The sequence below is a fragment of the Lysinibacillus sp. FW301-JW8 genome, assembly GCF_058788755.1.
In genome coordinates this window covers 39,597-65,184 of the sequence record NZ_JBYTBB010000027.1, presented here as the reverse complement: position 1 = coordinate 65,184, position 25,588 = coordinate 39,597, and the positions used below count along the sequence as shown (strand labels likewise).

Here is a 25,588-nt window from a genome sequence, read left to right as displayed (position 1 = left end):
GGCAAAGCGAGTAGCCTGGAACGGAAATCACCTTCATTTGACTTAGTAGTGTTCACAAAGAGTCCCTTGACCATTTAATTTTTCAACACTATAAATTATGCCTCGGCATAATTGCGTCTGGAATCGGCTTTGTGCTTGCACAAAGCACTCCTTTCCGATTCTGCGACATCCGGCAGAGGCTTTAACTTCTTTCAGCGGATGTTTGGACACCCGCTGAAAAGCAACTTAAACCTGCATTCATCTCACCACATATAGAGGTGGGAGACTTCTGCTGAAAGAAGTTAACATTATTCTACTTCACGTAATCGCTCAACTATGGTCTTTTTTGACAGAGACCAATAGGCAATTAGCGTAACTATTATTGACAAAATCAATAGCATAATAAGTGCTAAAAAGGTCGGCCAAATAGTCATTTCAAATTCTGTAAAATCAATTTGATCCGTTAATCCTTTGGCAGCAAAGTAAATAACAATCATTCCTATCGTACACATCAGCCCACCTGTTAGAAGAATACTAATGATACCTTCAAAGAGTAGTAATTTTTTAACTTGTCTCTTTGTCATCCCGATGCTTTCCATCACAGCAAATTCATTGCGTCGTGTAAGCACGCTTGTTAGCATTGTATTCACATAATTCAATATTCCGATAAAGGCAATAATAAAACTTAAACTGTAACCAATTGTTTCAAAAACTCGGATAAAGCCATTTAATTCTGCTTTGTAGTCATCTCTTGATTTTATTACTAAATCAGGAGAAGCTTTAGTTATTGATTGTAAAGTGTGTTCCACCTGTTCTTTCTTATGTTCATCAACTTGTAATGTGATGGATAGGAGTTTTGCAGCCTTTGCTAGCTTCTTCATTTCCTCTGTAGGCATATAAATTTTAAATCCAGCCGGTGTATATGTTTTATTACCGGCAGCATATATGGCATCCAATGTTAGTACAGCTAGCACCTCATAGCTTTCTCCCTGCTCCGTTAGTGTCACAACATCACCTGGCTGATAGTAACTCTGATGTTGATTGCCCAAATAACCTTCTGTAATGATGATATACTTTCCAGAAGCAAATTTTTCTCTATCCAATGTTCCTGCCACAATGTCTTGCTTACCTATCAAATTAAACCAGCCTTCACTGATTCCATATAGGTCGCTCCAAACCTTGCCCTGATTTAAAATTGTACGATAGATAGGCTCGTCTGCATTCTCCTGTTCTGCGATTGGTTGTAAAACGGTTTGAATAGTATCATCAATTGCAATAGAACTCTCTTGTAGATAAACACGATCTGCACGCTGCACACCGTCTATTGACTCTAATGTTTGCCCTATCTCCTCTGTTAAGCCATTATCATTTTCGGTAGTCTCTTGTGCACTACTTGAGGTACTTTCAGTTATAACAAAATCTCCAGCAATAAAAGAATTGACATATGTATTGATGTTTATGGATGAAATAACAATATATATAATACTAAATAACAGAATACTTAATGAAAGGGAGGAAAGCATCAGGACAAGCTTTTTCTTTTGTCGGAATAAATTGCGTAACGCCATTTTAGGAAGTCTAGCTCCCTGTGTCGATGTTTTTACTTTTTTCTTTCCTGCCATTGTCATTCCTGAATATTTCACTGCTTCAATTGGGGAAATTTTAGATGCTAATCGACCTGGTTTACTAGCTGCAATTCGCACTGTTAAATATGAAAAAAGCGCGGCGCCTAGAAAAATCGTGGGGTGTGCAGAGTAGACAATCTCCTCTTCTATATTCGAGATGGACATCATCATTGGGGATAACCACATTCCTACCCCATAGCCGAGTGCAAGACCAATAGGCAAAGCTATTACATATAGTCGATTTGCCTGAAAAGTAATGAGTTTTTTCAGCTGCTTTGGTGTTGTGCCTATGGTTTTTAACAAACCGTAAAAGCGTATATCTCGTATAACAGAAATATAAAAAATATTATAGATTAACAAATACCCACTTAACATTGTGATAATGATGAGTGCTAAAAATGGTATAAACGATGCTAGATTTTCAGATAGGGAAACCGCTGTATAAGCCCAATTAACACCATATACAGTTTTTACACCTGTTTCTTCCATGATCTTAAGTAGCTTTTCTTCGATATTCCAGGAATTATTCAACATAACATTTAAATTCACATTATTTGTATAAGTTCCTGTTTTTCTCGTTTCTACTGGATCAATATGCGAGAGATTTCCTTCTACAAACGCTTCCGAAACATAACCTAGCCCTGCCATAGCAATATATTGATCAGCCTCGTAAAATCCTGCTACCTGAAAATCCTTTGTCACAATCTGTTCGTTCACATTGATTTGAAGCCGGACTTTCTCGCCAAGCTTATGTGGTATATTCAGTAAATCGAGTGTCCAAGTATTTAACACAATATCTTGTTCAGTCTTTGGCAAGCCGCCTGCCTGAAATTTTATAAAGCCATTATTGACAATCTGCTGATCTATTTGCTTTAGTTCAACAGAATATCCCTTTAATTGTTCGTCAACAATTTCTCCAACCGAAACGGATTTTCCATATTTACGTATCGTAGGATGTTTGGATAATTGCTCGGCCTCTTGTGGTGTAAGATATTTGAATACCCCATGGAAATCACTGCCTACGGTTTTCATATAGGTCCGTTCGATTGTTTGATTAATACTAAAGCCAGTTGTAAATACAGCAGTTATCAGTAGTGTGGTTAAAATAATAGCACTGATAATAAGTATATTTCGTTTTTTATGAGCGTTCATACTGTTCTTGGCAATTCGAAGCACTGCCTGACGATTTTGAAGTCTAATCATGCTTTATCACCTTGATGGTGCAAGGCCTTACTAACTATTGTTCCATCCTCAATTCGAATCACACGGTCCGCCAACTGAGCAATCTCATCATTATGTGTAATCATAATCATTGTTTGATTGAATCGATCACTTAATTGCTTCATTAAAATAAGTACTTCCTGACTTGTTTTACTATCTAAATTACCAGTGGGTTCATCCGCTAAAATAATAGAAGGCTTTGTGGCTAATGCTCGGGCAATGGCCACTCGCTGTTGCTGTCCACCCGATAAATTTGATGGTAAACTGTACATTTTATGCTCTATACCAAGAGCCTCCAAAATTTCTTGAATATAAGTCTCATCAACCCTTGCCCCATCCAACTCAATAGGTAAAATGATATTTTCATAGACATTCAAAATTGGAATTAAATTATAATGCTGAAATATAAATCCTACGGCACGGCGGCGAAAGACAGTTAACTGCTCATCATCCATGCTAAATATGTCATGCTCATCAATGACAACACGCCCCTCACTGGCGCGATCTAATCCACCTAGCATATGAAGCAATGTACTTTTTCCACTACCACTTGTACCAACAATGGCTACAAATTCGCCCTTCTTAACCTCTAGCGAAACACCATCTAAGGCTTTAACAATTGTATCTCCCTCACCGTAATATTTCTTTAGGTTCACTACGTTTACAATGGTCAACTTGTTCATCTCCTTCACCAATCATTTGTACAATTTTACTGTAGCAAATGACTATAACCACCAAATGACTTAAATATAACAGTGTTGACACATTTCATGATGATGCTGGTAGAAATAAGGAAAATACAGATCCCTCGTTCAATTGAGATGTAGCTTTCATATATCCGCCCTGAGAAACGATTATTTCTCTAGCCAAGTATAAGCCAATTCCCACTCCTTCATATTGCGCTGTTTTCGCACATCGATAAAATCGTTGGAATACAAGATTTAATTCATGCTCTGCAATGCCAATTCCCGTATCCGCTATATCCAGACGAGTAAACATTTCACCTTCATAAACAGCAATCTTTATTTGACCAGCATTCGGACTATATTTCACCGCATTTTCCAGAATATTAATGACTGCTTCACAAGTCCATTTCGAATCATGCTTTGCCTGTATAGCAGGCGAGCAATGAACATCTATTAATATGTTTTTTGCAGTTGCAGCCTCTTTTATTTGAGCCACTGCCTTATAGATCGTTGGATAGATTGGTTGAACTTCTGCTTGAATTCTGATAATTCCTGCTTCAAGTCGCGACATTTTTATCAATGATTGAATAAGCCAATCAAGCTTCTCTGATTGAGCGCTAATTTGTTCAACGATTGAGTGTAGCATATCACCTGATTCAAGCCTTTCCTCCAATAATTGACTATATAAAATGATATTAGCAAGTGGTGTTTTCGTTTGATGAGAAATATCAGAGATAAGCGTGTTTATTTTACGTTGCTCCTCCTGTTGCTTGTGCTCCATCGCTTGAGCCATCTCAACATAACGAATAACTTTGTGTTCTAATGATGAAAGTGTTGTTTCTTCATATCCTGTAATGCGTGGATGACCCGACATAGCCCCCTCTACAATAGCATCCACCGTATGAATGACTTGAGATACTTTTGCATGAAGCTGTACAAGAAATAAACGCCCAATAAGCAACAAAATAATAACAAAACCAATAGATAACCAGATGATAGTGTCATTCCAATTTGTAATAAGGAGCACTCCAAGTATATAAACTACTAATACAAGGAGTAATACTACGATATATTGCCCATAAAATTGCTTAAGCTTCTGTTCATTTAGATGCTCTTTCATTATTGCTGCTCTCCAGACCAAGTATAACCAAGTCCATATACAGTTTGAATAAACTTGGGATTTGAAGGGTCATCCTCAATCTTTCCTCGCAATCTTTTAACAGAAACAGTTAGCGCATTTTCGTCAACAAAAGCTGCCTCTTGTCCCCAAACCTTCTCCATTAATTGTTCCCTCGTTAGAATATTCCCGCGATTGGTAATAAGTACCCTTAACAGCCTTTGCTCAGTTCGGCTTAGTATAATGGAATCCTTACCTTTGCGGAATTCCATTTTGCCAAAATCAAATGTAAAATGATTGTCAATTAAGATTTTATCCAAACGATCTGCATCTATTCGGCGAAGAATGGCCATCACTCGTGCACGGAAAACCATTAAACTAAATGGTTTGGTAATATAATCATCTCCTCCAAGCTCAAAGCCAGTAACAATATCAATTTCTAAATCATTAGCAGTTAAAAAAATAATGGGGACCTGTGATTTCTGACGAATTCGTTCACAAAAATCTAGCCCGCTTCCATCTGGTAAGTTAATATCAAGTATTATTAAATCAATAGTTGCTTCTTGTAAAATTTTTTCTGCATTGGCAATATCATAGGCCTGTAGGATGGTTATTTGATCCTGTGTTAAAGTTAACTTAATTCCTTTATTTAACGTCATATCATCCTCAACAATCAGTAATGTTTTCACTTCATCATCACCTTTCAAATTATTACAAAATACAATAAAGTGGACTTATATAACTCTTAACTTGCATTAATTATACTATCATCTACTACTGATTACTGATTTACAATTATCGTTAAAAAAAGAGCAAAGCAGTGTTTTCGCTTTGCCCTTCATCATATTTAACAAATTAAATATCTAAACCTAAGTGTGAGCGCAATGTATTTCCTTCATACTCAGCACGGAATAACCCAAGCTCCACTAGCGCCGGTATAACATCGTTAAAGAATAAATCTAAAGATTTTGCAGGTCCACCTGGCACAGCAATAAAGCCATCTAATGCCCCTTTCTCATAAAATGTGACAATTTGCTCTACAATATCCTGTGGTGTACCAATTGCTACAAGATGTGCAGAGCCAATTACCTCTGGACGTGCTAATAATTCGGCTACTGTCGGTTTATTCTCTTTAATATAACGGCGCACAAGCTGAGCATGTGTTTTACTACGTACCTTTTGATCCTCTGGCGGCAGCAGCTCTGCTGTCACATAATCCTGTAACGCTAAATGGCGAATATTCATACCAATAACAGATTCTAAAGCACTATAACGACGGTCAAGTGTTAAATGTGCATGTGCTTGACGGTGCATTTCTAATGCCTCTTCATATGTATCACCAATAAAGAAATATAGCCCTGGCAATAAACGAATATCATCTGCCGAACGTCCTACCTCAATAGCACGCTTTCGTAAATCGTTACGTAGCTCAATCCCCACTTCCATCACAGGCGTAGCAGCAAAAATTGCATTCGATACTGTTGCAGCAAATTGACGCCCTGAATCAGATGCACCAGCCTGGAATAACGGAATATCTCCTGCTGGATGCATCGGTATATTTAATGGACCTTTAATCTGGAAAAACGCTCCCTCATAATCGATTGGCTTTACAAGCTCCTTAATTTTCTCTAAGTCGCCATCAGCCTCTAATGCTTCAAAAGGATTACTGTGCCAAAGCTGCTCCACAACTTCCTTACATTCTGCTGCCTTTGCATATCGCTCCTCAGAGGTAGGCATCAAATCATTGCTAAAATTATACGCACCATCGATCGATGTGACAAGATTCCACCCCACACGCCCCTCACTTATCCAATTCAAGGATTGCAATTGACGTGCAATCAAATAAGGTGGTATGAATGATGTTGATACGGTCGTTACTAAACCGATTTGCTTCGTTTCTCTTGCCACCATCGCCAATAAAAAACTAGGATCTAGCCCTACTGTCCCTTTCATTTTAGCAATTAACTCTGGATGAGCTATTAAGTAATCAGCCTTAAATACAAAATCTAATTTTGCTGCCTCTGCACGCTTTGCAAATGCTATATGCTCATCGATTAACGTGCCTTTCTTCCCTTGCTCACCATGTACAGCAAGATGCATGCCAATTACAAGATGTCTTTTCGTCATCATTAACCCTCTCCTTTAATTGAAAATGATTATCATTACCATCTTATATAATATGTTCATAGAATGCAATAAATGTAAGCGAGACATTAGCTATTCCTATGTGTGCAAGAAAAAAGCCCTACTACACGAACGTAGTAAAGCTCTTATAAATCATTATATATTTGCTAGATGATAAACTTCTCCTAAAATTTATCCTAGCGTAAAGCTGAAACCTATTGCCGTATTTCCATATAATACTCATCTACTATTAATTTCAATGGAATACCTTCCGATACTTTTGGTTATTCTTCCGTATCTATCATTTGCAATGTTCCTTGTGAATAAGTAAACGATTTACCATTGATGGTAAACGGTTGACTTAAATCAAGCCCTATCCCTTTTGCGAATTTTGGGAAATGTTGCATAAACATAGCATCATCATTCATACTATCCACAGATTTTTTTCCTTCCGCTAACCGAGAGAGGCTCATAAAGACAGCCACAAGTTCATTTGCTTCTTGACGTTCAGCTTGTGAATAAGAGCGATGCCTTTTAAGTGCGGCTGCCTGTTCAGGTGTTAGCCCTGTCCCAGGTGCTGAGCTTTGAAACATAGGACTAAAATTAGAATTAAAGCCACCACCAGTCAAAGCCGTGCCATTAAGAGGTTTGCCATTGACTGAGCCTAAATGATAGTACACACCGTTAGTAATATTGATGGAATTTGTTTGTTTATCAACAATCTGCGTAGGTGTCGCCTCCTGATAAATAGCATTACAAGATTGCACAAATTCCGCATATTTTTCACGAGATGCTTCAATTTTTTCTAGTTTAGAATCCGCTTTATCTATTTCAGTGTTAAATGAGTTTTGTTGTTGCTGCGCTTGGAATGTAGAAACCATTCCCAAACTTCCAAAGGAATTAAGCGATACTTTCATCAACTATTCCTCCATTTCAATTGATGTTAGTCCTACTAATTACTTCAAATTAACTTCATTTCTATTTTCGTACAAATTGTAGAATTACTATAAATTGTTCTTATTTTACAAATAAATATATTTATTACCATAATATGTATTTATTTGTTATAGTACATACATTACTACATATTTGTATTGTAGTCAACATACAAAGTCCCATTATTTTACAAACACTTAAAATAGTTCGAAAAAAACAGTCATCAAATAATAGCTTAAAAAAGGCTTTTTAACACCTCTAAAAATTCATTATTATTTTCACCATTTTAAGAAAAATAATTGTTGAAGGTTATGAGAGTGAAAACACCATCTTTTCGATTGTGAAGGAAGGTAGCGCATTAAGCATAATCTTACTGTAATACTATAAATATTAAATGGCCTCCCTAGCATCAATATTTACGAAAATCATTAATCATAGAACTTCTTATTTGACTTCATTGTTTGATAAGCCAGCATTTAATGGAACAATAAAGAAAAGCATGCCTTAAAGAAAGCATGCTTCTAAATATTTGAAGTTCTGAATTGTCGCTAGCTATTAAGCAACTGGACAACAAAAAATGTACTTTCTAGAAGTTATTTCAGTGTTTTGGACATTATGATATCAATCTGCTCCTCATCTCCCATATAAAAAGAATGTGCGCCAGTTTGGACAAAACCCAACTTTTTATAAAAGCCAATGGCATTGTCATTCTTTTCCCAAACTCCTAGCCAGATAATCTTTTTACTTTGTTCGTTTGCCAGTTCTATCGCCTTATTGATTAAATATTTTCCAAGTCCTTTGCCTTGAAATTTATTTCTTATATAAATCCTTTCAATTTCTAGTGACTCGTCACCCATTTTTTCGGATTGGGCATCGTTTATATTTATCTTTAAATATCCAGCAGGCTCTTCATTGTAATAGATGAAAAAGAAATTTGAAGAAATTATAGACAATTCTTTTTCTAATTGTTTAAGGTTAAAGGCACTTTCCAAATAAGCCTTCATATTTACGGCTGAATTTTGATCTTTAAATGTATCATTGAATGTTTCAATACTTATTTCTTGAAGTAATTGTAGATTTTGATGATTGCACTTATTTATTATTATAGTCATTTTATGGTCAGCTCCTATAGATCAATTTCGCCTTAGTGTAATTGCGTTCGGATTTTGAATTGTGCCCGTACAATTCCTTCCTTTGAAAATCCGTGACAACCGCTGGAGGCTTTATCTTCATTCAGTAGGTGTTTTTGCCGCTATGCTTTCGATACAAAAAACAGTTGCTGAATAAAGAGAAAATCAATAATTTCTCTTGTTCCCCTTTTTTACAAATTCCCAATCTATTTCTATATTTTTTCTAACTCTTTCAAGTAGATGAAAAAGGGTTTCTGCTTCACCTTCAGAAAGTCCCGCTAATGCGACTCGATTCGAATGATCATTTTCCCTTTTTATAAATGGGAATACTTGTTTCCCCTTATCTGTTGGAAAGAGTTTTTTTATTTTTTTATTATGTTCATCATCTTTCTTTTCAATAAAACCATGAACTTCAAGCTGTTTAATTGATCGCGCTGCAGTTGTTCGGTCTACTTTAATCATCTCAGCTAACTTTTCTTGAATGATTCCTGGGTTCTCACATATTCGAACAAGGTACAAATATTGTCCTTTTGTAAGGTCGAATTCCTTAAATTCTATATTACTTATAGAATCTAATGCCCTAGCAATCATTCCAATCTCTCGTAGAATTTCTTTCATCACTTATCTCCTCATACTTTTTGTTGTAAATACAATAAAAAAGGAATATATTTAATATAACCTGTTTTTGTTGTATTTACAATAAAAAAATAAAAATAAAGAGGTAGAGCACTATGAAATATATCTTTTATGTAGCAGGAATTTTACTATTAACCCTCGGGATTTCTTTGACAATACAATCAGAATTAGGTACTTCACCTTTTGATGCCCTATTAGTAGGTCTGTCCAAAAGTGTAGGACTTACAGTAGGTAGCTGGGAAGTAATAATAGCTTTAATATTAATAGGTTGTAATTCACTTTTACAAAAACATAGGCCGGAAATTTTGGGCTTACTAACAGCTTTGATCACTGGAATAGGTATTGATATGTGGCTGTTCTTATCGCACAATTTAGTTACACCTGAATTATGGTACAGCAAAGTTGTTTGTTTTGGTATCGGATTAGTAGTTATTGGATTAGGAACGGCAACCTATTTACACACAAATTTTGCCCCCACCCCCGTTGACCGATTAACATTCATCATACAAAAATTAACTAGAACAAATATATTTTTTGCAAGGACATTCATTTACCTTGTATTCTTGATAATGGCAATAATTTTTCATGGACCAATCGGTGTTGGAACTTTATTAACTGTTTGTTTTGGGGGACTAATACTAAATTATTTTATGCCTGTTACTAAAAAAGCTTTAGAGCATATATTCAGTTACTCTAGTACATTACCAACTGACCATAATGAATAGATAGTTCAAAATGGTTTCGAAATCTCTATTTGGCATGATTTCCCTCAATTTAATACATTTCTCTGTATGAATAATGCTATAATAGAAGAAATTTATTAAAGAAGGTACGTATATGGAAATACGACAACTTGAATATTTTTTTATCCTGTGTAGAGAGCTTCATTTCACAAAGGCTGCCGAAAAATTGAATATTTCTCAGCCTACGCTTAGCCATCAAATAAAAGTATTAGAAAACGAACTTGGCATCCCACTATTCGATCGTCTAGGAAAAAAAATAGCTATTACTGATGCTGGTAAGATTTTGTATGAGCAATGTACCCATATATTTCGAGCCATCGATAATACAACAAACCAGATTATTGAGCTTAAGGAAGTAAAGGCAGGAGAATTAGTTGTTGGAACTTTACCTGGTGAATTAACAAATTTAGTGTCAGATTATTTGTTAGACTATCATTCGGAATACCCAGATGTACAAGTTTGTATAAATAGCTCGGATGATGTACTGAAACAGTTTAAAGACAATAAAATTGATTTTGCTATTTCCTATAAACAAGAGTATTTCGACTATGAGGAGGAGCAGCTTAAAATCATACCGTTGTTTACGGAGGAACTACGATTTGTTGCTCATAGCAATCATCCATTCGCGGCTTCTAAAACAATTCCATTTCAGGATATTTTAGAGCTCCCACTTATTTTATTTCCAACAATCCATCAATGTAGAAAAGTAATTGATAGTGCAGCCCATAAAGAAAAGCTTCATGTCAAGCCTAAGATAGAGACAGCTAGTATCGACGCTATTTTTAAACTAGTAGAACAAAATGTTGGGGCAACGATTATTTCCAAAACACTTTGTACTTTACATCAATCGAATACAATATGTGAGCGCCCTATATGCGACCCACCTTTAACAAGAGAAATAGTACTTCTATATAGAAAAGATAAATTTATTAATTTTGCTGCGAAAGCTTTTATTCGCCTTTTGGCTGAGGGGCTTGAAAAAGCAGGATTGACCCTTTCAGAAAACAGTAAACTGTTAATTCAATTATTATTAAAGTCTCCATAATAATCTGAATCCACCTCAGTCATATATTTGCTGAATGAGGTGGATTCTTTTTCTAATGCCAAAAATGACTAAGCATTTTGCCTAGTCAACCATCTTGTTATTTTTTCATTGTCTTAGTTTCTACAAGTTGAACATGCTAGGATAATGCCTCTTCTAATAGATGTGGGGTGTGATGATTATCAATCATCTCTCCTGCTGCATTTTAGTAATCCATATTTTTTCTTAGCCTTTTACCATTGTAATGCCCCAATTGCTCTTTCAGGATATCTTGTGCCTCCAACGCCAAACGACTGTGAAGTGTCAGAATACCAGCAATATCTATCATTCATAGCATCTCTAAGACTACGTATAAAATTTTTCGCATTCTTAAGGAAATCTTTGTTTTGAGGGGGGATTGCTGAATTGATGAGAATATATGCATGATTGACTAGCTTTTGTGCTAGATAAAAGGCTAGTTGTACTTAATTGAATAAATGTCATATTAAACTTTCCAATGGGCTCGCTTCCTGCTCAGAGAAGTGAAGGATAAGTTCGCTAGATAACTGTGCCGTAGTGACAAATATCGTGTTGGCCTTTATTTTGTATAGAATAACTTGATTTCATTGATATTCAACAAACATAAAAAGCCCTTCACTCTACCGTTTTTCGATAGAATAGTTTAAGCTGTGCAACGATCATGATGCTAATTACTACAAGTAAAAACCAAGAGCTTATTTTACCAAAATGAACAATTTTCCATGATATTTCTTGATTGGGATATGACCATGCCCCAAAAAACGTAGCAATATTTTCTGCAACCCAAATAAAAAAACCAATCAAAAAAAATGATACAACAATTGGCATCTTATAAATATTTTTTCGCACTGTAAATTTAACGATTGTGCGGTAAAACACAATAAAAAGAACAGCCATTAAAAGCCATCGAAAATCATAAATAAAATGATGTGTAAAAAAATTTAAGTAGATCATGGCCCCAAGTGGGATTGCGAAATAACTTTTTGGCCAGTTAACGATTGCTAAGTCAAACCTGCGCCAAGCTTGACAAATATAGCTTGCTACACTGGCATACATAAATCCACTATATAATGGCACACCCCAAATTTTTGACCACGCTTCCTCTGGATATGACCAAGAGTTAAAATTCACTTTATAAATTTCTAGTACAAGCCCAATCATATGAAAAAGAAGAATAACTTTCAATTCATCTTTTGATTCCAAATTCGATTTATACATAATATACTGTGCCAAAAGACAGATGATTAATATAAAGTCGTATCTGAATACACCAGGTATTTGAATTGCATTTGAAAGTGCAAGTGTCATAAATATAACAACAGGGAAAATACAAGATAATGATTGATGATAAATAAAGTAAGTTAAATTTTTAAAAAAACTCTTCAATTTCATTCACCTCAAAATGACCAACTTCAGACTCTTGTTAGAAGAATATAAGATTTTTTATCAAAAATCAATGTTTTTTTATTGATAATCAATAAATTTATTCTACTTTAACTTGGAACTAAAAAATGTTAAAAACGTCTTTTCTTGAATCAAAAAACCCGATCGTTAGATTTTCCTCTAACAATCGGGTGTTTAAAATCCCAATATTAATAATTTCATCCTTACTATCTTAATAATTTCAAAATACTATGAAGGCAGGTATTTTTATAAAATTCATGTTGTTCTTCTAAATCACTTGTTAACCATTGTATTAATGAACCATCAATAATTGCCCTTATCATTTTTGCATTTGTTAAAGAATCAATATCCTGATTAAAGACGCCTTCCTCTTTACCTAATTCAATGATTTCTTGACCAATTCCCCAACAATTCTCGTAAAATTTTAAGTTGATTCTTTTATACTCTTCATTGCCGTTTGCTTGAGCTAAAAAATCTAAATACACTCTGTAAAATTTTTTATTTTCTTGAGGTGATACAAAAACAGCATTTACGTAGGCTTGGAGTTTTTCTATAGCTGTCTGATACTTGGAGATTTCTTTTATTTCATAACTATAGATTTTGTTCGTAGTGGATTCCAGTAATTCTAATAATATGTTTTGCTTACTCGTAAAGTAGTAGTGAACTACCCCTTTTGAAACATTTGCATGGTTGGCAATATCCTGTAATGTGACATTATCATAGCCCAAGCTTGAAACAGCATTAAAGGCTGCTTTCATAATTTGTTGTTTTCGTTCTTCCTCTTTCTTTTTCATAGGAGCCTCCGATGACTTGATAAAAGTCATTATACATGAATAGAGTATAAAATCCAATTTTATATTGACCGGTCAGAATAATTTTGTTACTGTTTAATGGAATTAAATGTAGGAGGATGTTTACGATGACATTAGAAGGCTTTAAAGCATTAGTAGTAAATAAAGATGAAGAATTTACAGTGAAAGTTAACGATCTTACATTAAATGATCTACCGAATGGTGAGGTGTTAATTAAAGTAAGGTACTCTGGCATTAATTATAAAGATAGTCTTGCTGCGATTCCCAATGGTAAAATCGTTACTTCATATCCTTTCGTACCTGGAATAGATTTAGCTGGGATCGTTGTTTCCTCTGAGGATCCTCAATTTAAAGAAGGTGACGAGGTGATTGCAACTAGCTATGAAATAGGTGTAACCCATTTTGGAGGCTTTAGTGAATATGCACGTATCCCATCTAAATGGGTTGTGCCACTTCCAAAAGGTCTCTCCCTTAAAGAAGCAATGATTATTGGCACTGCAGGATTTACAGCAGCGTTGTCTATTCAGAAATTGGAGGAAAATGGGGTAAATCCAGAAAAGGGGAAAATACTTGTTACTGGAGCAACAGGTGGTGTAGGTAGCTTTGCTGTCTCTATTTTGTCAACACTAGGTTATCAGGTAGAAGCAAGTACTGGTAAAGAATCTGAACATGAGTATTTAAATAACCTTGGAGCCACTTCGATTGTTTCTCGTGAAGAAGTATTTGATGGGAAAATCAGAGCATTAGGCAAACAAAAGTGGGCAGCTGCTGTCGATTCTGTAGGAGGAGAACCACTCGCTTCCTTACTAAGTCAAATTCACTATGGAGGGTCTGTTGCTATTAGCGGATTAACTGCTGGAACACAACTTCCTACAAGCGTCTTCCCATTTATTTTACGAGGGATTAATCTACTTGGAATTGATTCTGTTTATTGCCCAATGGACATTCGATTGAAAACATGGAATCGTTTAGCGACCGATTTTAAACCAGCAAATCTTGATAATTTCATTCATCAAGAAGTAACACTTCAGCAACTTCCTGATGTTCTCCCTATTTTACTAAAAGGCCAAGCCAGAGGAAGAATACTTGTGAAATTATCATAAAAAAATGTAACTAGTGGTAGCCTAAAAATACTATGCAACCATCTACATTAAATATGATGGTTGCCTAGTTTTTCGAAGCGTTAATGTGTACAGATCCTTTGTTATACAAATCTTATATCTTAGGCTCACCATTGTATTTACGTTATTTTCATTATGCTTTTCATCGAGTTTATCACAATTAAAAAAGAATTAAGTTCAGTATATACCGAACCTAATTCCTTTTCAGTTATAGAATTTCTTTCAAATTCAAATAATCTTATTTTGTACCACTCGCCCCAAACCCAGTCGTTCCACGAACCGTTTGAGATAATTCATTTACTTCTAGTAGCTGAATTGTAGGCACAAGCTGAATGACCATTTGTGCGATACGCATTGATTTTTCTACTATAAATGCTTCTTTACCATGATTGATTAAGATAACACCTATTTCGCCTCTGTAGCCCTCATCAATAGTGCCTGGACTATTAAGAACTGTTACACTATGTTTTAATGCTAGTCCGCTTCTTGGACGAATTTGAGCTTCCGTTCCTTTTGGTAATTCAATTTGTAAGCCTGTTTTAATTAGTTTAGCTTGTCCTGCTGGTATCTCTATTGCTTCAATTGAGTAAAGATCCATTCCAGCATCACCTGGATTGGCCTGCATAGGAAGCAATGCATCAGCATGGATTCTTTTGATTTTTACGTCTAAGTTCATTATTTTTCATCCTTAACGATTAAAATTAAATGTGTCGTCTGTAATCGGTGCTACTTTTGCCTTGGCATAAGTCGAACCCTTTTGTGAAAAGAAGTCGTATGTAGAGCCTTCATTACGAATACCATTCATAACAATAGGATTAACTTCTTCTTCCGGGAACATTGATTCGAAACCGACATTCATTAACGCTTTATTAGCATTATAGCGTACATAGGCTCTGACCTCAGGAGATAATCCTGTTTCCGCATAGATATCATCTGTATATTTCATTTCGTTTTGATATAAATCTAGTAATAATTCATAGCCCCATAAATGTAGCTCTTCTTGTTTTTCTTTTGAAAACTGCTTAAATAGATTTTGAGCAAAAAACCCGACAGCTACTCCATGAATTGATTCGTCACGTAAAATAAGTGAAATAATCTCTGCACTATTTCGTAGGAAGCCTTGTCCACCTAAGTACAGTGGGTAGAAAAAGCCAGAGTAGAAAAGGAAAGATTCAAGCATTACAGACGAAAACATTGCTTTCCATAAACTCTCAGAATCTCCATCTTCAATACTGTTATAGATATCCGAAATCTTATTAGCCTTATATTGTAGATATTCATTTTTCTTTACCCATTCAAATAGCTCGTCTATTTCCTCGTTCGTACAAAGTGTTGTAAATATATAAGAATAGGATTTAGCATGTATCGCCTCGAATGCATCAAAAACGGTTAGAACTGCCTTCTCTTGTAAATCAGCAGTAAAAGCTGCAACACGATTCATACCGATATTTGTCTGAACTGTATCAAGTAATGTTAATCCTGCAAATACTTTTTTATACGTATCCTGATGCTCAAAGCCTTTCCACTGTTTGATATCTTTACTTACTGCTATTTCTTCAGGGAACCAGATTTGCTTCCATTGCTGATCCCAAAATATTTGTGCAAGCTCACTTGTTGCCTTATTCCAATTGACTGCCTCATATATTATATTTGACATGCTACACACTCCTCTAAGCTTTGTAAACGTTGACGAACATAGTAAACGGACTTAATTCCCTTTATCCATGCATAAATATATACTTTGGCCAATTGTTCTGTAGTCCAATTGTCAGTTACATAAAGCGTCATAGAAATGCCTTGGTCAACATGTTTTTGAGAGGCTGCATATAAATCGATTAAGTCATATGGATCAATATCGTATGCTTCTACATATAAATGACTGTTTTCATTTGTTAAATGTGGCATTGGATAAATTGTTCGGCTATCCGCATAATCACGTACCTCTACACGCTCTGTACAAGGAGCAATAGAAGCGGTACAGCTACGGATGTAAGAAATACTTCCAGTAGGTGCAATCGCCAAACGATATGAATGAAATAATCCATTTTGCATTACATCCTGCTTTAAATTTTCCCACATTTTTGCCGTAATGATCGGAATATTTCCAAGCGCTTTTAGCACAACAGGTGACAGCTCTTCCTCTGTTTTATTTACATATTGATTAAAATAGTTGCCTGAAGCGTAATCACTTTCCTCAAATCGGTGGAAGGTTTCGCCTCTTTCTTTCGCCATCTCCATTGAAGATTTGAGTGAATAATAATTCATCGCCTCCATAAAGCGATCCATAAAATCAATAGATTCCTTTGAGCCATACATGATTCCCTCAGTAACAAGATGACCATGGAGATTCATACAACCAAGCCCTACTGAATGCATTAATTTATTTGCTTTTGCAACAGATGGTACATTCTTTATGTGCGTCATTTGCGACACATTTGTTAGTAAATGCATAGCTGTATCAACTAATGTTTCGAAATCATTTACTTTGCTTGCTGCATGGATATCAATTGACCCTAAGTTACAAGATACATCTAGCCCATATTCATTCGGCACATCTTGGTCAGTAATAATACTTGTTTCTTGAACTTGCAAGATTTCTGTACATAAATTTGACATTTTCACACGACCAATATTTTTAAGCGGATGCACGTTATTGACATTATCATCAAAAATTTCAAATGGATAGCCTGATTCAAATTGTGCTTTTTTTACCTCTGTATAAAGTTTACGTGCATTCAAGCGCTTAATTTTACGAATATTCGGATTATCCAGTAACTCATAATACATTTCTGTAATTGAAATCTCAGACATACGTTTACCATATTCTTTAAAAATATCATATGGACTAAACAATACAATATCTTTATCACGTTTCATCAGTTCAAAGAAAATACTTGGTAAAATAATTCCTGTTGATAAAGTTGCTAGGCGAATTTTATCATCAGCATTTGGTTTTTTGGATGAAATAAAATTTTCTATGTCAGCATGAAAAATATTTAAATAGACAACGCCCGAGCCATTTCGTTGTCCTAGTTGATTGGAATAGCTGAAAGAGTTTTCTAGCAATTTCGCTACTGGGATTACACCACTTGCACGATTTAGAATCTCTTTAATTGGATCACCCAAAGGACGTAAATCTGTTAAATTTACTCCAACCCCACCGCCAAGGCGTGATAGCTCCAAGCAATAACCAATATTTTCAGCAATACTATTCATTGAGTCATCCATTGATAATTTAAAGCAGCTTACTAGTTCTCCACGTGCTTTCTTTCCACTATTTAAAGCTGTTGGTGTTGCAGGCTGATACGCTTCCATCATCGCTTCAACAGAACGTTCTGCTAAGATCATGTCACCTTGTGCTAAATACAAAGCAATAATAACAATACGGTCCTCATATTTTTCTAAAATTTCTTCCCCGTCACGGCTCTTCATAGCATAACTATCATAAAATTTACTCGCACTCATAAAGGATGGGAAACGGAAATGATAATCATATGCCTTTTTGTACAGCTTTTTAATAAATTCCATTTCATACATATCGATAAATGCTTTTTCATAATAACCCTCATCGACTAAATAACGGATTTTTTCCTCAATATCAATAAAGTAACGTAGACGCACGTTTACATATTCTAAAAAGTAGCGGCGTGTTGCTTCTCGATCCTTTTCTAACTCTAATTGACCTGTTGTACTATAACGATTCAGTACATCATTATTAAGCTTTAAATATGTTTTCATGCGATTACCCTCATTTCATAAAACGTTTGTATTGCTTCATAATCATTTTGATTTCCTCGTAAATCTAATTTACGTACTAGAGGCACATGATACTTTGCTGCAATTTTCTCACCAGCAGCGCCAAAAATCGTATGGCCGAAGTTACTGTTGCCACTTACAACTACACCCTTGCAGTAATTCCCGTTTTGTTCTAAAAAACGAGCCACTTTAGTAGGGATATCACCTAATCCGTCAGTGTATGTTATTAAAAGGTATGGCTCACCCAACAGTAATTCCTCAGAAAGTTCCATTGATTTCCCCCTTAATTTAGAGACAACATTTCGGACATTTCCTGTACGACTAGCATAGACGATCATAGTGTAATCAGCTCGATTTGAGAAACAATTTCCTTAACATCCCCTATAAATGTCTCATTATATTCAAGAACTGGCACACTTAAAAACCCTGCATCCATAATAGTTTGCTTTGCTTTTTCATCATGATCTATATTCACAATTTCTGCTTCAATTCCTACTCGTTGTAATTCAGATTTTACCCAAAGACATTTCGGGCAAATTGTTTTCGTATAAAGTTTCAAATAAATCCCTCTTTTCATAATATAAAAAGGCTTTCCCTTCAAGAGAGATAGCCTAAAATGGAAACGTTAAAAATACATAAAAATAGCTACGTCCCCATTTCTTAATCCCCGAAGAAATGATTGTTGTGTTTTATATAGGCAGGTCTCCTGGCTTTGCTTCACTCTCTGATTTCCTTCCCATGCGAAAGCACAGTGGCTTAAATCATCGTCAGCTTTACAGTTGCGGGGACAGCGTCGGTATTGTACCGAACTTCCCTATTAAACTACATATAGTAGTACCCGAATAAAACAAACACAATATATTGTTTTTCCAATAGAACTAAGTGTACCATCCTTCAAAATAAAAGTAAATCTAGATTAGAGACTTCTTAATAGTAAGATTATTCGATATTTTCCGCCAAATGATGTTAAGCAAGTTGATAGTTAGGCAGCTTAACGCTATAGAACAATAGTCCATCTATTATTTCAACAATAATAGACAACTGATAAAGAAATATGTAACACTATGTATTTCCTTAATCAACTAATGTTAAAGATTAAAGTCCGTTTCTTGCCTTTCTTATGCAAGAAATAATTATGTAAATACCTTTTTGGAATATAACATCAAAAATATAGAGGCATAAGCTACTACTAATAATCTTTACATAAAAACAGCCCTTATTCCGAAGAAGAATAATAGACTGTTTTAATTTTGATTTTTAATAAATCCTAACAAATTATTCTATACCGAATAAATAGAGACAAATCCTTATAACTGAGGATAATAATTTATATAATCTAATTGCTGTTATAAGATTATACTCTCTTTCACAGTCTATTAAACTATCATAGACTTCTTTCACTTTACCATTTTTCGAACTATAAAAGAAACTATTTTTAAATAATCATTTTCCCATTTGTAACATATTATATCCCTTAAGAGGAATATTCCCAATCAAGATTTCCGACAGATATCAAAGCTTACCTATTTAAATGTTTCGCACATCCATCTATAAAATTTTTCCTTCTCTTCAAATTGTGGATAATGAGCTGATTGCTCGAAAGAAATAAATTCTTTTTTATCCGCTTCCATTACATCAAAATAATTTTTTGCTGCATTATATGAAGTCATAGCGTCGTATTTACCCATTACAAAATAAAAAGGTAACTCAAGTTTGGTAACTATCTTAGGTAGTGGCTTATCAAAAACCTCTTTAACAAGTTGTGCTTGTGTCTTAGCTATTCCATTGTTATAGCGAATAAAATCCAACAAATTATATTCACGACTTAATAGTATATCGCCATCCGACATATTAATAAGTCTTGTAGCGCCGCCGTACTTCCCTACATAACCTCTTGGAGCCGCTGACTCTCCAGCATGTATTTTTTCAGCGATTCCCTCTAAGTATTTCACATCTTCTGTATTTCCGGCTTTTTTCGCTTCACTTATTGTATAATTCAAATTATCTATTTCACTTTCTTGCATATTACTCACCTGACCAATTCCAATATAGGCTTCATATTTTTCTGGAGCTTTATAAGAAGCCCTAGTTGCTAGGTATGTTCCATAAGAATGGCCTATTAATATTACTTTCTCTTTGCCAAAACGTTGGGAAATATAATCTGTAAGTGCTATTAAATCATCTACAAGTACATCTGCTGTTAAGTTAGAATAATCCTCATTAAACTGATACGATTTGCCGCTTCCTCTTTGATCGTAATTAACGACAGTGAAATCCTTTTCTAATAAGTCTTCGTACTTGGTATAAGGAATTTCGGACATACTAGGTCCCCCGTGTACATATATAATGACCGGGTTATTTTGATTACGACCTCTAATCATGATTTGCTGTTTGGTACCATTGATCTCAACTTGTTCTAGAACGTTAATACTGTTATCCCCTTTTATATTCGAAGTCCATGTAGGCCTGAAAAGTGCGATTACCAGTATTATAATAATGAATACACCGACATATTTTATTAATCTCTTTAAATTTTTCATCTAATCCCTCCTCATACTCAATACTCTACAAATGAAAAGTAATATATTGTAGTGCCGGTAAGTCACTAATAAGTCATAAATAAAACGACAAATTATGACCTTTGACTAATATTTAAAATAAGGGGCTGCAATCAAAAAAAGAGTGTAGATAAAGTTTACATCGACTTTATCTACACTCTTTTACTTAATGTTTCTTATCTTCTATAAGACTCTCTCCCATGGCTTTATTAATAGCGGAAGATCTGTTTTTTACATTCAATTTCGAATAAATGGAAGAAACATAATTTTTCACAGTACCCATGGAAAGAAACATTTTTTCTGTAATGTCTTGATTGGACAATCCTTGGGTTAAACATTTGAGAACTTTTATTTCTTGATTATTTAAATCATATGGATGATTTATAGCGTTATGGTCTTGATCCGAGTGTGAGTTATGATTTAATTGGATCTGACCGAATACCTCTTTTGCTAATTGTTGAGGAATGAGGGAACCTCCGTGATAGACCATTTTAATTCCCTGAATTAAAAATTCTGGATCAACAGCCTTTAATATATACCCCTCTGCACCAGCGTTTAATGCATTTAAAACGTGAGTAACATCTTGAAAAGTAGTTAGTATTATCACTTTTATATGTGGCCAACGTTTTTTTATTTCATCTGTTGCCTTTACACCATCCATCACTGGCATTTGAATATCCATTAATAGAATATCAAGATTTTCCCTTTCGCATAAAGCAATTGCCTTTTCTCCATTTTCCGCAGTTCCAACAATCTCAATGTCAGAAATACATTCAATTACAATTTTTAAGCTTTTTCTTAAAATCTCTTGATCTTCAACTATTGCTGCTTTAATCACCATCATTAAACTTCCTTTGCCATTGGTATATTACATGTTATTCTCATACCATTATTCAATTTAGTATAAAAGTTAACTGTCCCAGCTAATGCTGATACTCGATCTTTCATTGAGCGTAATCCAAATCCTAAATTCAATTCCTCACAACCATTTCCATTATCTTCAATAAGAATAATTAATTCTTCTTGTTTAAATGAAATATTTACTTTAATAAAAGTTGATTGTCCATGTCTTTTCGCATTTGTAAGCCCTTCTTGTATACAACGAATAATAACAAATTTTACTCTTTCACTAACTTTGGTAGCTTCACCTTCAACATTCAGTTTTATATCTGTTGCTGTATGTTTCATAAAATCAGCAATCAATTCTTTCACCGATTCAACAAGAGTTTGATGATTCATTGGCGACATATGGTGAATTGTTTTTCTCACATCGTTCAATCCATTTCGTGCTAAATCTGAAATCTCCTTTATACTTTTTTCTGCTTCTTTTTTATCTGCTCGATATAGAAAAGGAAGTGCATCTAAACTTGTTATGACTGATGTAAAAATATGGCCTACTGTATCATGTAAATCTTGAGAAACTCTATTTCGTTCCTCCCTAATTGTTAGTTCCTCAATCTTTTTCGAATAATATTCCAAATCCCTATTTTTCTCTTCAATAGAGGCAATTAACTCTTTATTAGCGTTATTGACAATAGTCATCCTACCTAAGCAAAAACCAATACCATAAAAAATAATTGTGTCAATAAAAAGTGCAAAGAAATCCTTATTAATGAAGAGACTGCTGGCCCATGTACCAACTACTAAGAAAGGTCCTAACCAAATTAATGGCTTAACTTGACAAGCATAAGCAATAGTTAAGATAGGCACGAGTAGAAAACTATAAGTTACTGAAATTTCATGCTGACTTGATAAGTAAATAAACAAAGAACCAGTTAACAATACCTCGGTCATTAAATAATATTGGAACTTTATAAGCCCGGGTCGATAAAATAGATGGGGTATTATATAAGAACAACTAGCCCATAAAAGTAAAATCCACTTTTCTGAACCAATCGTACTAATGAATATCGCATATCCATTATATGTAAACCATATCGTACGCATAAGAAATAAAAAATAGTCCAACCAGTGCCATTTCCTTTGATCTATTATTGCTTTCATATTTTTATACTCCCATCTTTGGTGTCTATACCATCCTATAACTAATTATTTTCGAATTATAATTGGTGATGATAAATTGAACTGCACTACAGCTTCAAAGGAGCCAACATTTTTCTATTCTTCTTGTATGTATTTGGCTATATACAGCTACAATTTTTTACAGAAGATTATCCATTATAGATACATTTTTAATTAAAATAAATTTACAACCTTATAATTTTTCATTTTTTAATTATACCATTTCCTTCCTCAGTCACCAGTTAGTTTAAGTGAGATATTGTTGGCTTACTATGTAATTGATGTTGTTGTTTAAAAAATTCTCTTAATGTGGTGAGAATAAATATAAATTCTCCATCAATCAAACCGGTATAATTCACCTATTAGCAGAAGTAATAAATCTATTTGTGTTCGTAATTACCACTGACGCTTTATTTTCGCAAAAAATCAATTTACTGAATCAAGATAAAATACATCTCTAAGGTGCATGTTATTTGTCCTGAATAAGATTTGTTTAATCAAATAGCTTTTGATGTGAGAATCTGTAAGGAAATCTCCCTCATAATAATCCCACCCTCCTTCTAATTTAACTAATCCATATTTATCGAAATCCCATGTTCGAAGATCTAAAACTCCTGATTGTGCTTTTGGAGCTTCTCCTAAAGGCTTTGTTCTTATTGATTGATTACAGATAAATAAACTGAATAACATTAATAAAAATACCGTTGAGATAAAAATTCTTTTATATTTTTTCATTACTACAATTTCCTTAGTTTTTTGAGAATTTTATGAGAATTATTTTATATAATAGATCAGTATCTATGTTAATAAATTTTTCCATTAATCGGAATGTAATCCAGCAGTTTTGACCTGTGAAATGAGATGGATTAAAAAAATACAAGGGGCTAGAAAAACTATGATGTTTGCAAAAAAAAAACCAAAGAATTTTAATTACTTTTCTGAGACAAACTATTCAGATATCCAAACAAACGAACGCTTTCAAGAAAAATTAGATTTCCTCGCATTGACTAAAATTAGAAGAGACTCAGTAAGCTTTCTACGTTCTATTTACCAAGATAACCGTAAAGACATTTTAGATAAATTCTATAATCGGTTATTAGAAATTCCTGAGTTTAAAAATGTTATTAGCACACATTCGACCATTGATCGTTTAAAAGGCTTATTTGATGCGCACTTCATTAGCTTATTTGAAGATGAGTTAAATATAGAATATGTATTTAAACGTCGTAAAATTGCCTTTACACATGCACGTATTGGGGTATTACCAAACTGGATGATTTCAGCGTACACATTATTTAACCAACTAATCATCCCTTTAATTGTGTCCAACCTATCACATAATCAAGAAAAAATGCTTAATGTCCTATTAGCTTACGATAGCTTAGTAACGATTGATCAACAAATAATCGTAGAAACATATATTGAAATTCAAGGAAGCTCTGTTGTCAACGGTTTAGGGGAAATAATATTGTATAATACACAGCTTGACACCATCAAAGAACTTGTGCAATTTCAAGATGTACAACAAGAGGATATTATTGCTGCGAATAATTCAATGCGTGATTTAAATGCAAACATTGAAGAAGTTGCTACTTCTATCGGTGATATTTCTGATGATACAAAAAAGGCTTTAGAAGAGTTAAATCAAGATTTAGAATCATTACAACATGTATCATTTATTTTACAAACAACAGACAAGGGTCAGAAAATGATGCAGGAGGATATTAAAAGTTTAGTAGAACGTGTTAGTAGTGTAGCAAAACTAATGGAACTTATTAAGGGTATCGCCGATCAAACGAACCTACTTGCATTAAATGCATCGATTGAAGCAGCTCGTGCGGGTGATGCTGGTAAAGGTTTCGCTGTTGTAGCAGAGGAAGTCCGTAAACTTGCGGATGGAACGAAGACATCTGTTCAGTCAATTAACACTGATATTCAAGAGTTATTACACATCACGAACAATATCAGTACGTTAACAAATCAGTTCTCACAGGATCTACACAAAGGCGTAGTAGATACGTTACATATTACAGAAACTCTTACAGAATTAAATAAAAACCTACAGCAACAAGGAACACGCTTTGAAGAAATCGCCTCAATTGCGAAAGTACAGGCCATATCTGCATCTAATATTACAGAGAGTAACAATAATCTCACGGAGAGCATGCAGCAAAGTAAGAAAATTGTCTTCGATACAGGCTCTGCAATATATAAGTTAAGTACAATGATTGAGGATTATCGTTCTTCGACCATTTCGAAAAACTTCATTATAGGGCAAGAAGATATTATTGAACTAGCAATTACGGATCACTTATTATGGCGATGGAGAATATATAATCTGTTACTTGACTTTGGGTCAATAACAGAGCAGGACATTGGCTCCCCTCGTGATTCACGTCTTGGTGAATGGTATTATGGCGTAGGTAAAAAGTTGTTTGGGAATGAACGTGCTTATATGGACTTAGAACGACCATTTATTTATGTACATGATATAGCGAAGAAAGCCGTACAAGCATACAATCATGGTAATAAAGTAGAAGCCGAAAAGTATTTAACAGAAATCACCAAAGAATCGTACATCGTAATCGAGAATTTAAGAAAGCTAAAACAAATTCTTGTGAACGAGAAACAGCAATATCTTAATTAAATGGGTTTCGA

23 protein-coding genes and 1 riboswitch are annotated in these 25,588 nt (G+C 34.4%); of the genes, 4 read left to right on the top strand and 19 right to left on the bottom strand.

Annotated features, from left to right (window positions below; genetic code table 11):
- Positions 1-287 precede the first annotated feature (287 nt).
- From AC3WOM_RS12730 to AC3WOM_RS12695, 8 genes are all read right to left on the bottom strand, one after another.
- Positions 288-2,807 (bottom strand): ABC transporter permease, encoded by a 2,520-nt coding sequence (locus AC3WOM_RS12730; protein ID WP_492447147.1) that lies wholly within the window; start codon positions 2,805-2,807, stop codon positions 288-290.
- The gene (locus AC3WOM_RS12725) at positions 2,804-3,499 is read right to left on the bottom strand and encodes an ABC transporter ATP-binding protein (RefSeq protein ID WP_492447146.1); all 696 of its coding nucleotides are present in this window, start codon (positions 3,497-3,499) and stop codon (positions 2,804-2,806) included. The genes AC3WOM_RS12730 and AC3WOM_RS12725 overlap by 4 nt, the downstream gene beginning before the upstream one ends.
- A gap of 94 nt (positions 3,500-3,593) precedes the next feature.
- Entirely contained in the window at positions 3,594-4,631 is a 1,038-nt protein-coding gene (locus tag AC3WOM_RS12720; RefSeq protein WP_492447145.1) for a sensor histidine kinase, read from the bottom strand.
- Entirely contained in the window at positions 4,631-5,317 is a 687-nt protein-coding gene (locus AC3WOM_RS12715; protein WP_492447144.1) for a response regulator transcription factor, read from the bottom strand. Before AC3WOM_RS12715 ends, AC3WOM_RS12720 begins: the two co-directional genes overlap by 1 nt.
- A gap of 166 nt (positions 5,318-5,483) precedes the next feature.
- Complete coding sequence (locus AC3WOM_RS12710) at positions 5,484-6,758, bottom strand: NtaA/DmoA family FMN-dependent monooxygenase (RefSeq protein WP_492447143.1); 1,275 nt, start codon at positions 6,756-6,758, stop codon at positions 5,484-5,486.
- Between the two features lie 278 nt (positions 6,759-7,036).
- Positions 7,037-7,669, bottom strand: coding sequence for a hypothetical protein (locus AC3WOM_RS12705; protein ID WP_427545811.1), 633 nt, complete (start codon positions 7,667-7,669; stop codon positions 7,037-7,039).
- A 612-nt stretch (positions 7,670-8,281) separates the two neighbouring features.
- A complete protein-coding gene (gene paiA, locus AC3WOM_RS12700) occupies positions 8,282-8,800 on the bottom strand; it encodes a spermidine/spermine N(1)-acetyltransferase (RefSeq protein WP_492447142.1) in 519 nt (172 codons plus the stop codon).
- Positions 8,801-8,983: 183 nt separating this feature from the next.
- Positions 8,984-9,436 (bottom strand): MarR family winged helix-turn-helix transcriptional regulator, encoded by a 453-nt coding sequence (locus AC3WOM_RS12695; RefSeq protein ID WP_492447141.1) that lies wholly within the window; start codon positions 9,434-9,436, stop codon positions 8,984-8,986.
- Between the two features lie 113 nt (positions 9,437-9,549).
- On the opposite strand from AC3WOM_RS12695, the gene AC3WOM_RS12690 reads away from it, so the two are divergent.
- Positions 9,550-10,179, top strand: coding sequence for a YczE/YyaS/YitT family protein (locus AC3WOM_RS12690; RefSeq protein WP_492447140.1), 630 nt, complete (start codon positions 9,550-9,552; stop codon positions 10,177-10,179).
- A 112-nt stretch (positions 10,180-10,291) separates the two neighbouring features.
- Positions 10,292-11,242, top strand: a complete 951-nt coding sequence (locus AC3WOM_RS12685) for a LysR family transcriptional regulator (protein WP_492447139.1) — start codon at positions 10,292-10,294, stop codon at positions 11,240-11,242.
- Between the two features lie 630 nt (positions 11,243-11,872).
- Here AC3WOM_RS12685 and AC3WOM_RS12680 read toward each other — a convergent pair.
- Together AC3WOM_RS12680 and AC3WOM_RS12675 are read right to left on the bottom strand one after the other, a co-directional pair.
- Positions 11,873-12,649: a DUF817 domain-containing protein gene (locus AC3WOM_RS12680; RefSeq protein ID WP_492447138.1), complete on the bottom strand. Its 777-nt coding sequence runs from the start codon at positions 12,647-12,649 to the stop codon at positions 11,873-11,875.
- Positions 12,650-12,867: 218 nt separating this feature from the next.
- Positions 12,868-13,455, bottom strand: coding sequence for a TetR/AcrR family transcriptional regulator (locus AC3WOM_RS12675; protein ID WP_492447137.1), 588 nt, complete (start codon positions 13,453-13,455; stop codon positions 12,868-12,870).
- A gap of 125 nt (positions 13,456-13,580) precedes the next feature.
- Between AC3WOM_RS12675 and AC3WOM_RS12670 the strand changes: the two genes are divergently transcribed.
- A complete protein-coding gene (locus tag AC3WOM_RS12670; protein ID WP_492447136.1) occupies positions 13,581-14,576 on the top strand; it encodes an NADPH:quinone oxidoreductase family protein in 996 nt (331 codons plus the stop codon).
- A 256-nt stretch (positions 14,577-14,832) separates the two neighbouring features.
- Here AC3WOM_RS12670 and dut read toward each other — a convergent pair whose 3' ends face one another.
- The 9 genes from dut to AC3WOM_RS12625 all read right to left on the bottom strand — a co-directional run bounded on the left by dut (position 14,833) and on the right by AC3WOM_RS12625 (position 23,665).
- Positions 14,833-15,270: a dUTP diphosphatase gene (dut, locus tag AC3WOM_RS12665; protein ID WP_492447135.1), complete on the bottom strand. Its 438-nt coding sequence runs from the start codon at positions 15,268-15,270 to the stop codon at positions 14,833-14,835.
- A gap of 12 nt (positions 15,271-15,282) precedes the next feature.
- Positions 15,283-16,251, bottom strand: coding sequence for a class 1b ribonucleoside-diphosphate reductase subunit beta (gene nrdF / locus AC3WOM_RS12660; protein ID WP_492447134.1), 969 nt, complete (start codon positions 16,249-16,251; stop codon positions 15,283-15,285).
- A complete protein-coding gene (gene nrdE / locus AC3WOM_RS12655; protein WP_427545791.1) occupies positions 16,239-18,332 on the bottom strand; it encodes a class 1b ribonucleoside-diphosphate reductase subunit alpha in 2,094 nt (697 codons plus the stop codon). Before nrdE ends, nrdF begins: the two co-directional genes overlap by 13 nt.
- Positions 18,329-18,688, bottom strand: a complete 360-nt coding sequence (nrdI, locus tag AC3WOM_RS12650; RefSeq protein WP_427545789.1) for a class Ib ribonucleoside-diphosphate reductase assembly flavoprotein NrdI — start codon at positions 18,686-18,688, stop codon at positions 18,329-18,331. The genes nrdE and nrdI overlap by 4 nt, the downstream gene beginning before the upstream one ends.
- Positions 18,685-18,909: a glutaredoxin family protein gene (locus tag AC3WOM_RS12645; RefSeq protein ID WP_427545787.1), complete on the bottom strand. Its 225-nt coding sequence runs from the start codon at positions 18,907-18,909 to the stop codon at positions 18,685-18,687. The genes nrdI and AC3WOM_RS12645 overlap by 4 nt, the downstream gene beginning before the upstream one ends.
- A 120-nt stretch (positions 18,910-19,029) precedes the next feature.
- Positions 19,030-19,207, bottom strand: a riboswitch (cobalamin riboswitch).
- Positions 19,208-19,873: 666 nt separating this feature from the next.
- Complete coding sequence (locus tag AC3WOM_RS12640; RefSeq protein WP_492447133.1) at positions 19,874-20,890, bottom strand: alpha/beta hydrolase; 1,017 nt, start codon at positions 20,888-20,890, stop codon at positions 19,874-19,876.
- Between the two features lie 184 nt (positions 20,891-21,074).
- Positions 21,075-21,749 carry a response regulator transcription factor gene (locus AC3WOM_RS12635; RefSeq protein ID WP_492447132.1) on the bottom strand — a complete coding sequence of 225 codons (675 nt, stop codon included), beginning with the start codon at positions 21,747-21,749 and terminating at the stop codon, positions 21,075-21,077.
- Between the two features lie 2 nt (positions 21,750-21,751).
- Positions 21,752-22,912: a sensor histidine kinase gene (locus AC3WOM_RS12630; RefSeq protein ID WP_427545781.1), complete on the bottom strand. Its 1,161-nt coding sequence runs from the start codon at positions 22,910-22,912 to the stop codon at positions 21,752-21,754.
- Positions 22,913-23,356: 444 nt separating this feature from the next.
- Positions 23,357-23,665: a hypothetical protein gene (locus AC3WOM_RS12625; protein ID WP_492447131.1), complete on the bottom strand. Its 309-nt coding sequence runs from the start codon at positions 23,663-23,665 to the stop codon at positions 23,357-23,359.
- Between the two features lie 160 nt (positions 23,666-23,825).
- On the opposite strand from AC3WOM_RS12625, the gene AC3WOM_RS12620 reads away from it, so the two are divergent.
- The gene (locus AC3WOM_RS12620; RefSeq protein ID WP_427545777.1) at positions 23,826-25,577 is read left to right on the top strand and encodes a protoglobin domain-containing protein; all 1,752 of its coding nucleotides are present in this window, start codon (positions 23,826-23,828) and stop codon (positions 25,575-25,577) included.
- Positions 25,578-25,588 lie beyond the last annotated feature (11 nt).

Coding starts and splice junctions, on each gene's coding strand:
- nrdE (WP_427545791.1), bottom strand. CDS start 18,332: ATGAAAACATATTTAAAGCTTAATAATGATGTACTGAATCGTTATAGT.
- AC3WOM_RS12630 (WP_427545781.1), bottom strand. CDS start 22,912: ATGAAAGCAATAATAGATCAAAGGAAATGGCACTGGTTGGACTATTTT.
- AC3WOM_RS12710 (WP_492447143.1), bottom strand. CDS start 6,758: ATGATGACGAAAAGACATCTTGTAATTGGCATGCATCTTGCTGTACAT.
- AC3WOM_RS12675 (WP_492447137.1), bottom strand. CDS start 13,455: ATGAAAAAGAAAGAGGAAGAACGAAAACAACAAATTATGAAAGCAGCC.
- dut (WP_492447135.1), bottom strand. CDS start 15,270: ATGAACTTAGACGTAAAAATCAAAAGAATCCATGCTGATGCATTGCTT.
- AC3WOM_RS12705 (WP_427545811.1), bottom strand. CDS start 7,669: ATGAAAGTATCGCTTAATTCCTTTGGAAGTTTGGGAATGGTTTCTACA.
- paiA (WP_492447142.1), bottom strand. CDS start 8,800: ATGACTATAATAATAAATAAGTGCAATCATCAAAATCTACAATTACTT.
- AC3WOM_RS12690 (WP_492447140.1), top strand. CDS start 9,550: ATGAAATATATCTTTTATGTAGCAGGAATTTTACTATTAACCCTCGGG.
- AC3WOM_RS12625 (WP_492447131.1), bottom strand. CDS start 23,665: ATGAAAAAATATAAAAGAATTTTTATCTCAACGGTATTTTTATTAATG.
- nrdF (WP_492447134.1), bottom strand. CDS start 16,251: ATGTCAAATATAATATATGAGGCAGTCAATTGGAATAAGGCAACAAGT.
- AC3WOM_RS12720 (WP_492447145.1), bottom strand. CDS start 4,631: ATGAAAGAGCATCTAAATGAACAGAAGCTTAAGCAATTTTATGGGCAA.
- nrdI (WP_427545789.1), bottom strand. CDS start 18,688: ATGATCGTCTATGCTAGTCGTACAGGAAATGTCCGAAATGTTGTCTCT.
- AC3WOM_RS12620 (WP_427545777.1), top strand. CDS start 23,826: ATGATGTTTGCAAAAAAAAAACCAAAGAATTTTAATTACTTTTCTGAG.
- AC3WOM_RS12680 (WP_492447138.1), bottom strand. CDS start 12,649: ATGAAATTGAAGAGTTTTTTTAAAAATTTAACTTACTTTATTTATCAT.
- AC3WOM_RS12670 (WP_492447136.1), top strand. CDS start 13,581: ATGACATTAGAAGGCTTTAAAGCATTAGTAGTAAATAAAGATGAAGAA.
- AC3WOM_RS12730 (WP_492447147.1), bottom strand. CDS start 2,807: ATGATTAGACTTCAAAATCGTCAGGCAGTGCTTCGAATTGCCAAGAAC.
- AC3WOM_RS12640 (WP_492447133.1), bottom strand. CDS start 20,890: ATGAAAAATTTAAAGAGATTAATAAAATATGTCGGTGTATTCATTATT.
- AC3WOM_RS12695 (WP_492447141.1), bottom strand. CDS start 9,436: ATGAAAGAAATTCTACGAGAGATTGGAATGATTGCTAGGGCATTAGAT.
- AC3WOM_RS12635 (WP_492447132.1), bottom strand. CDS start 21,749: ATGGTGATTAAAGCAGCAATAGTTGAAGATCAAGAGATTTTAAGAAAA.
- AC3WOM_RS12685 (WP_492447139.1), top strand. CDS start 10,292: ATGGAAATACGACAACTTGAATATTTTTTTATCCTGTGTAGAGAGCTT.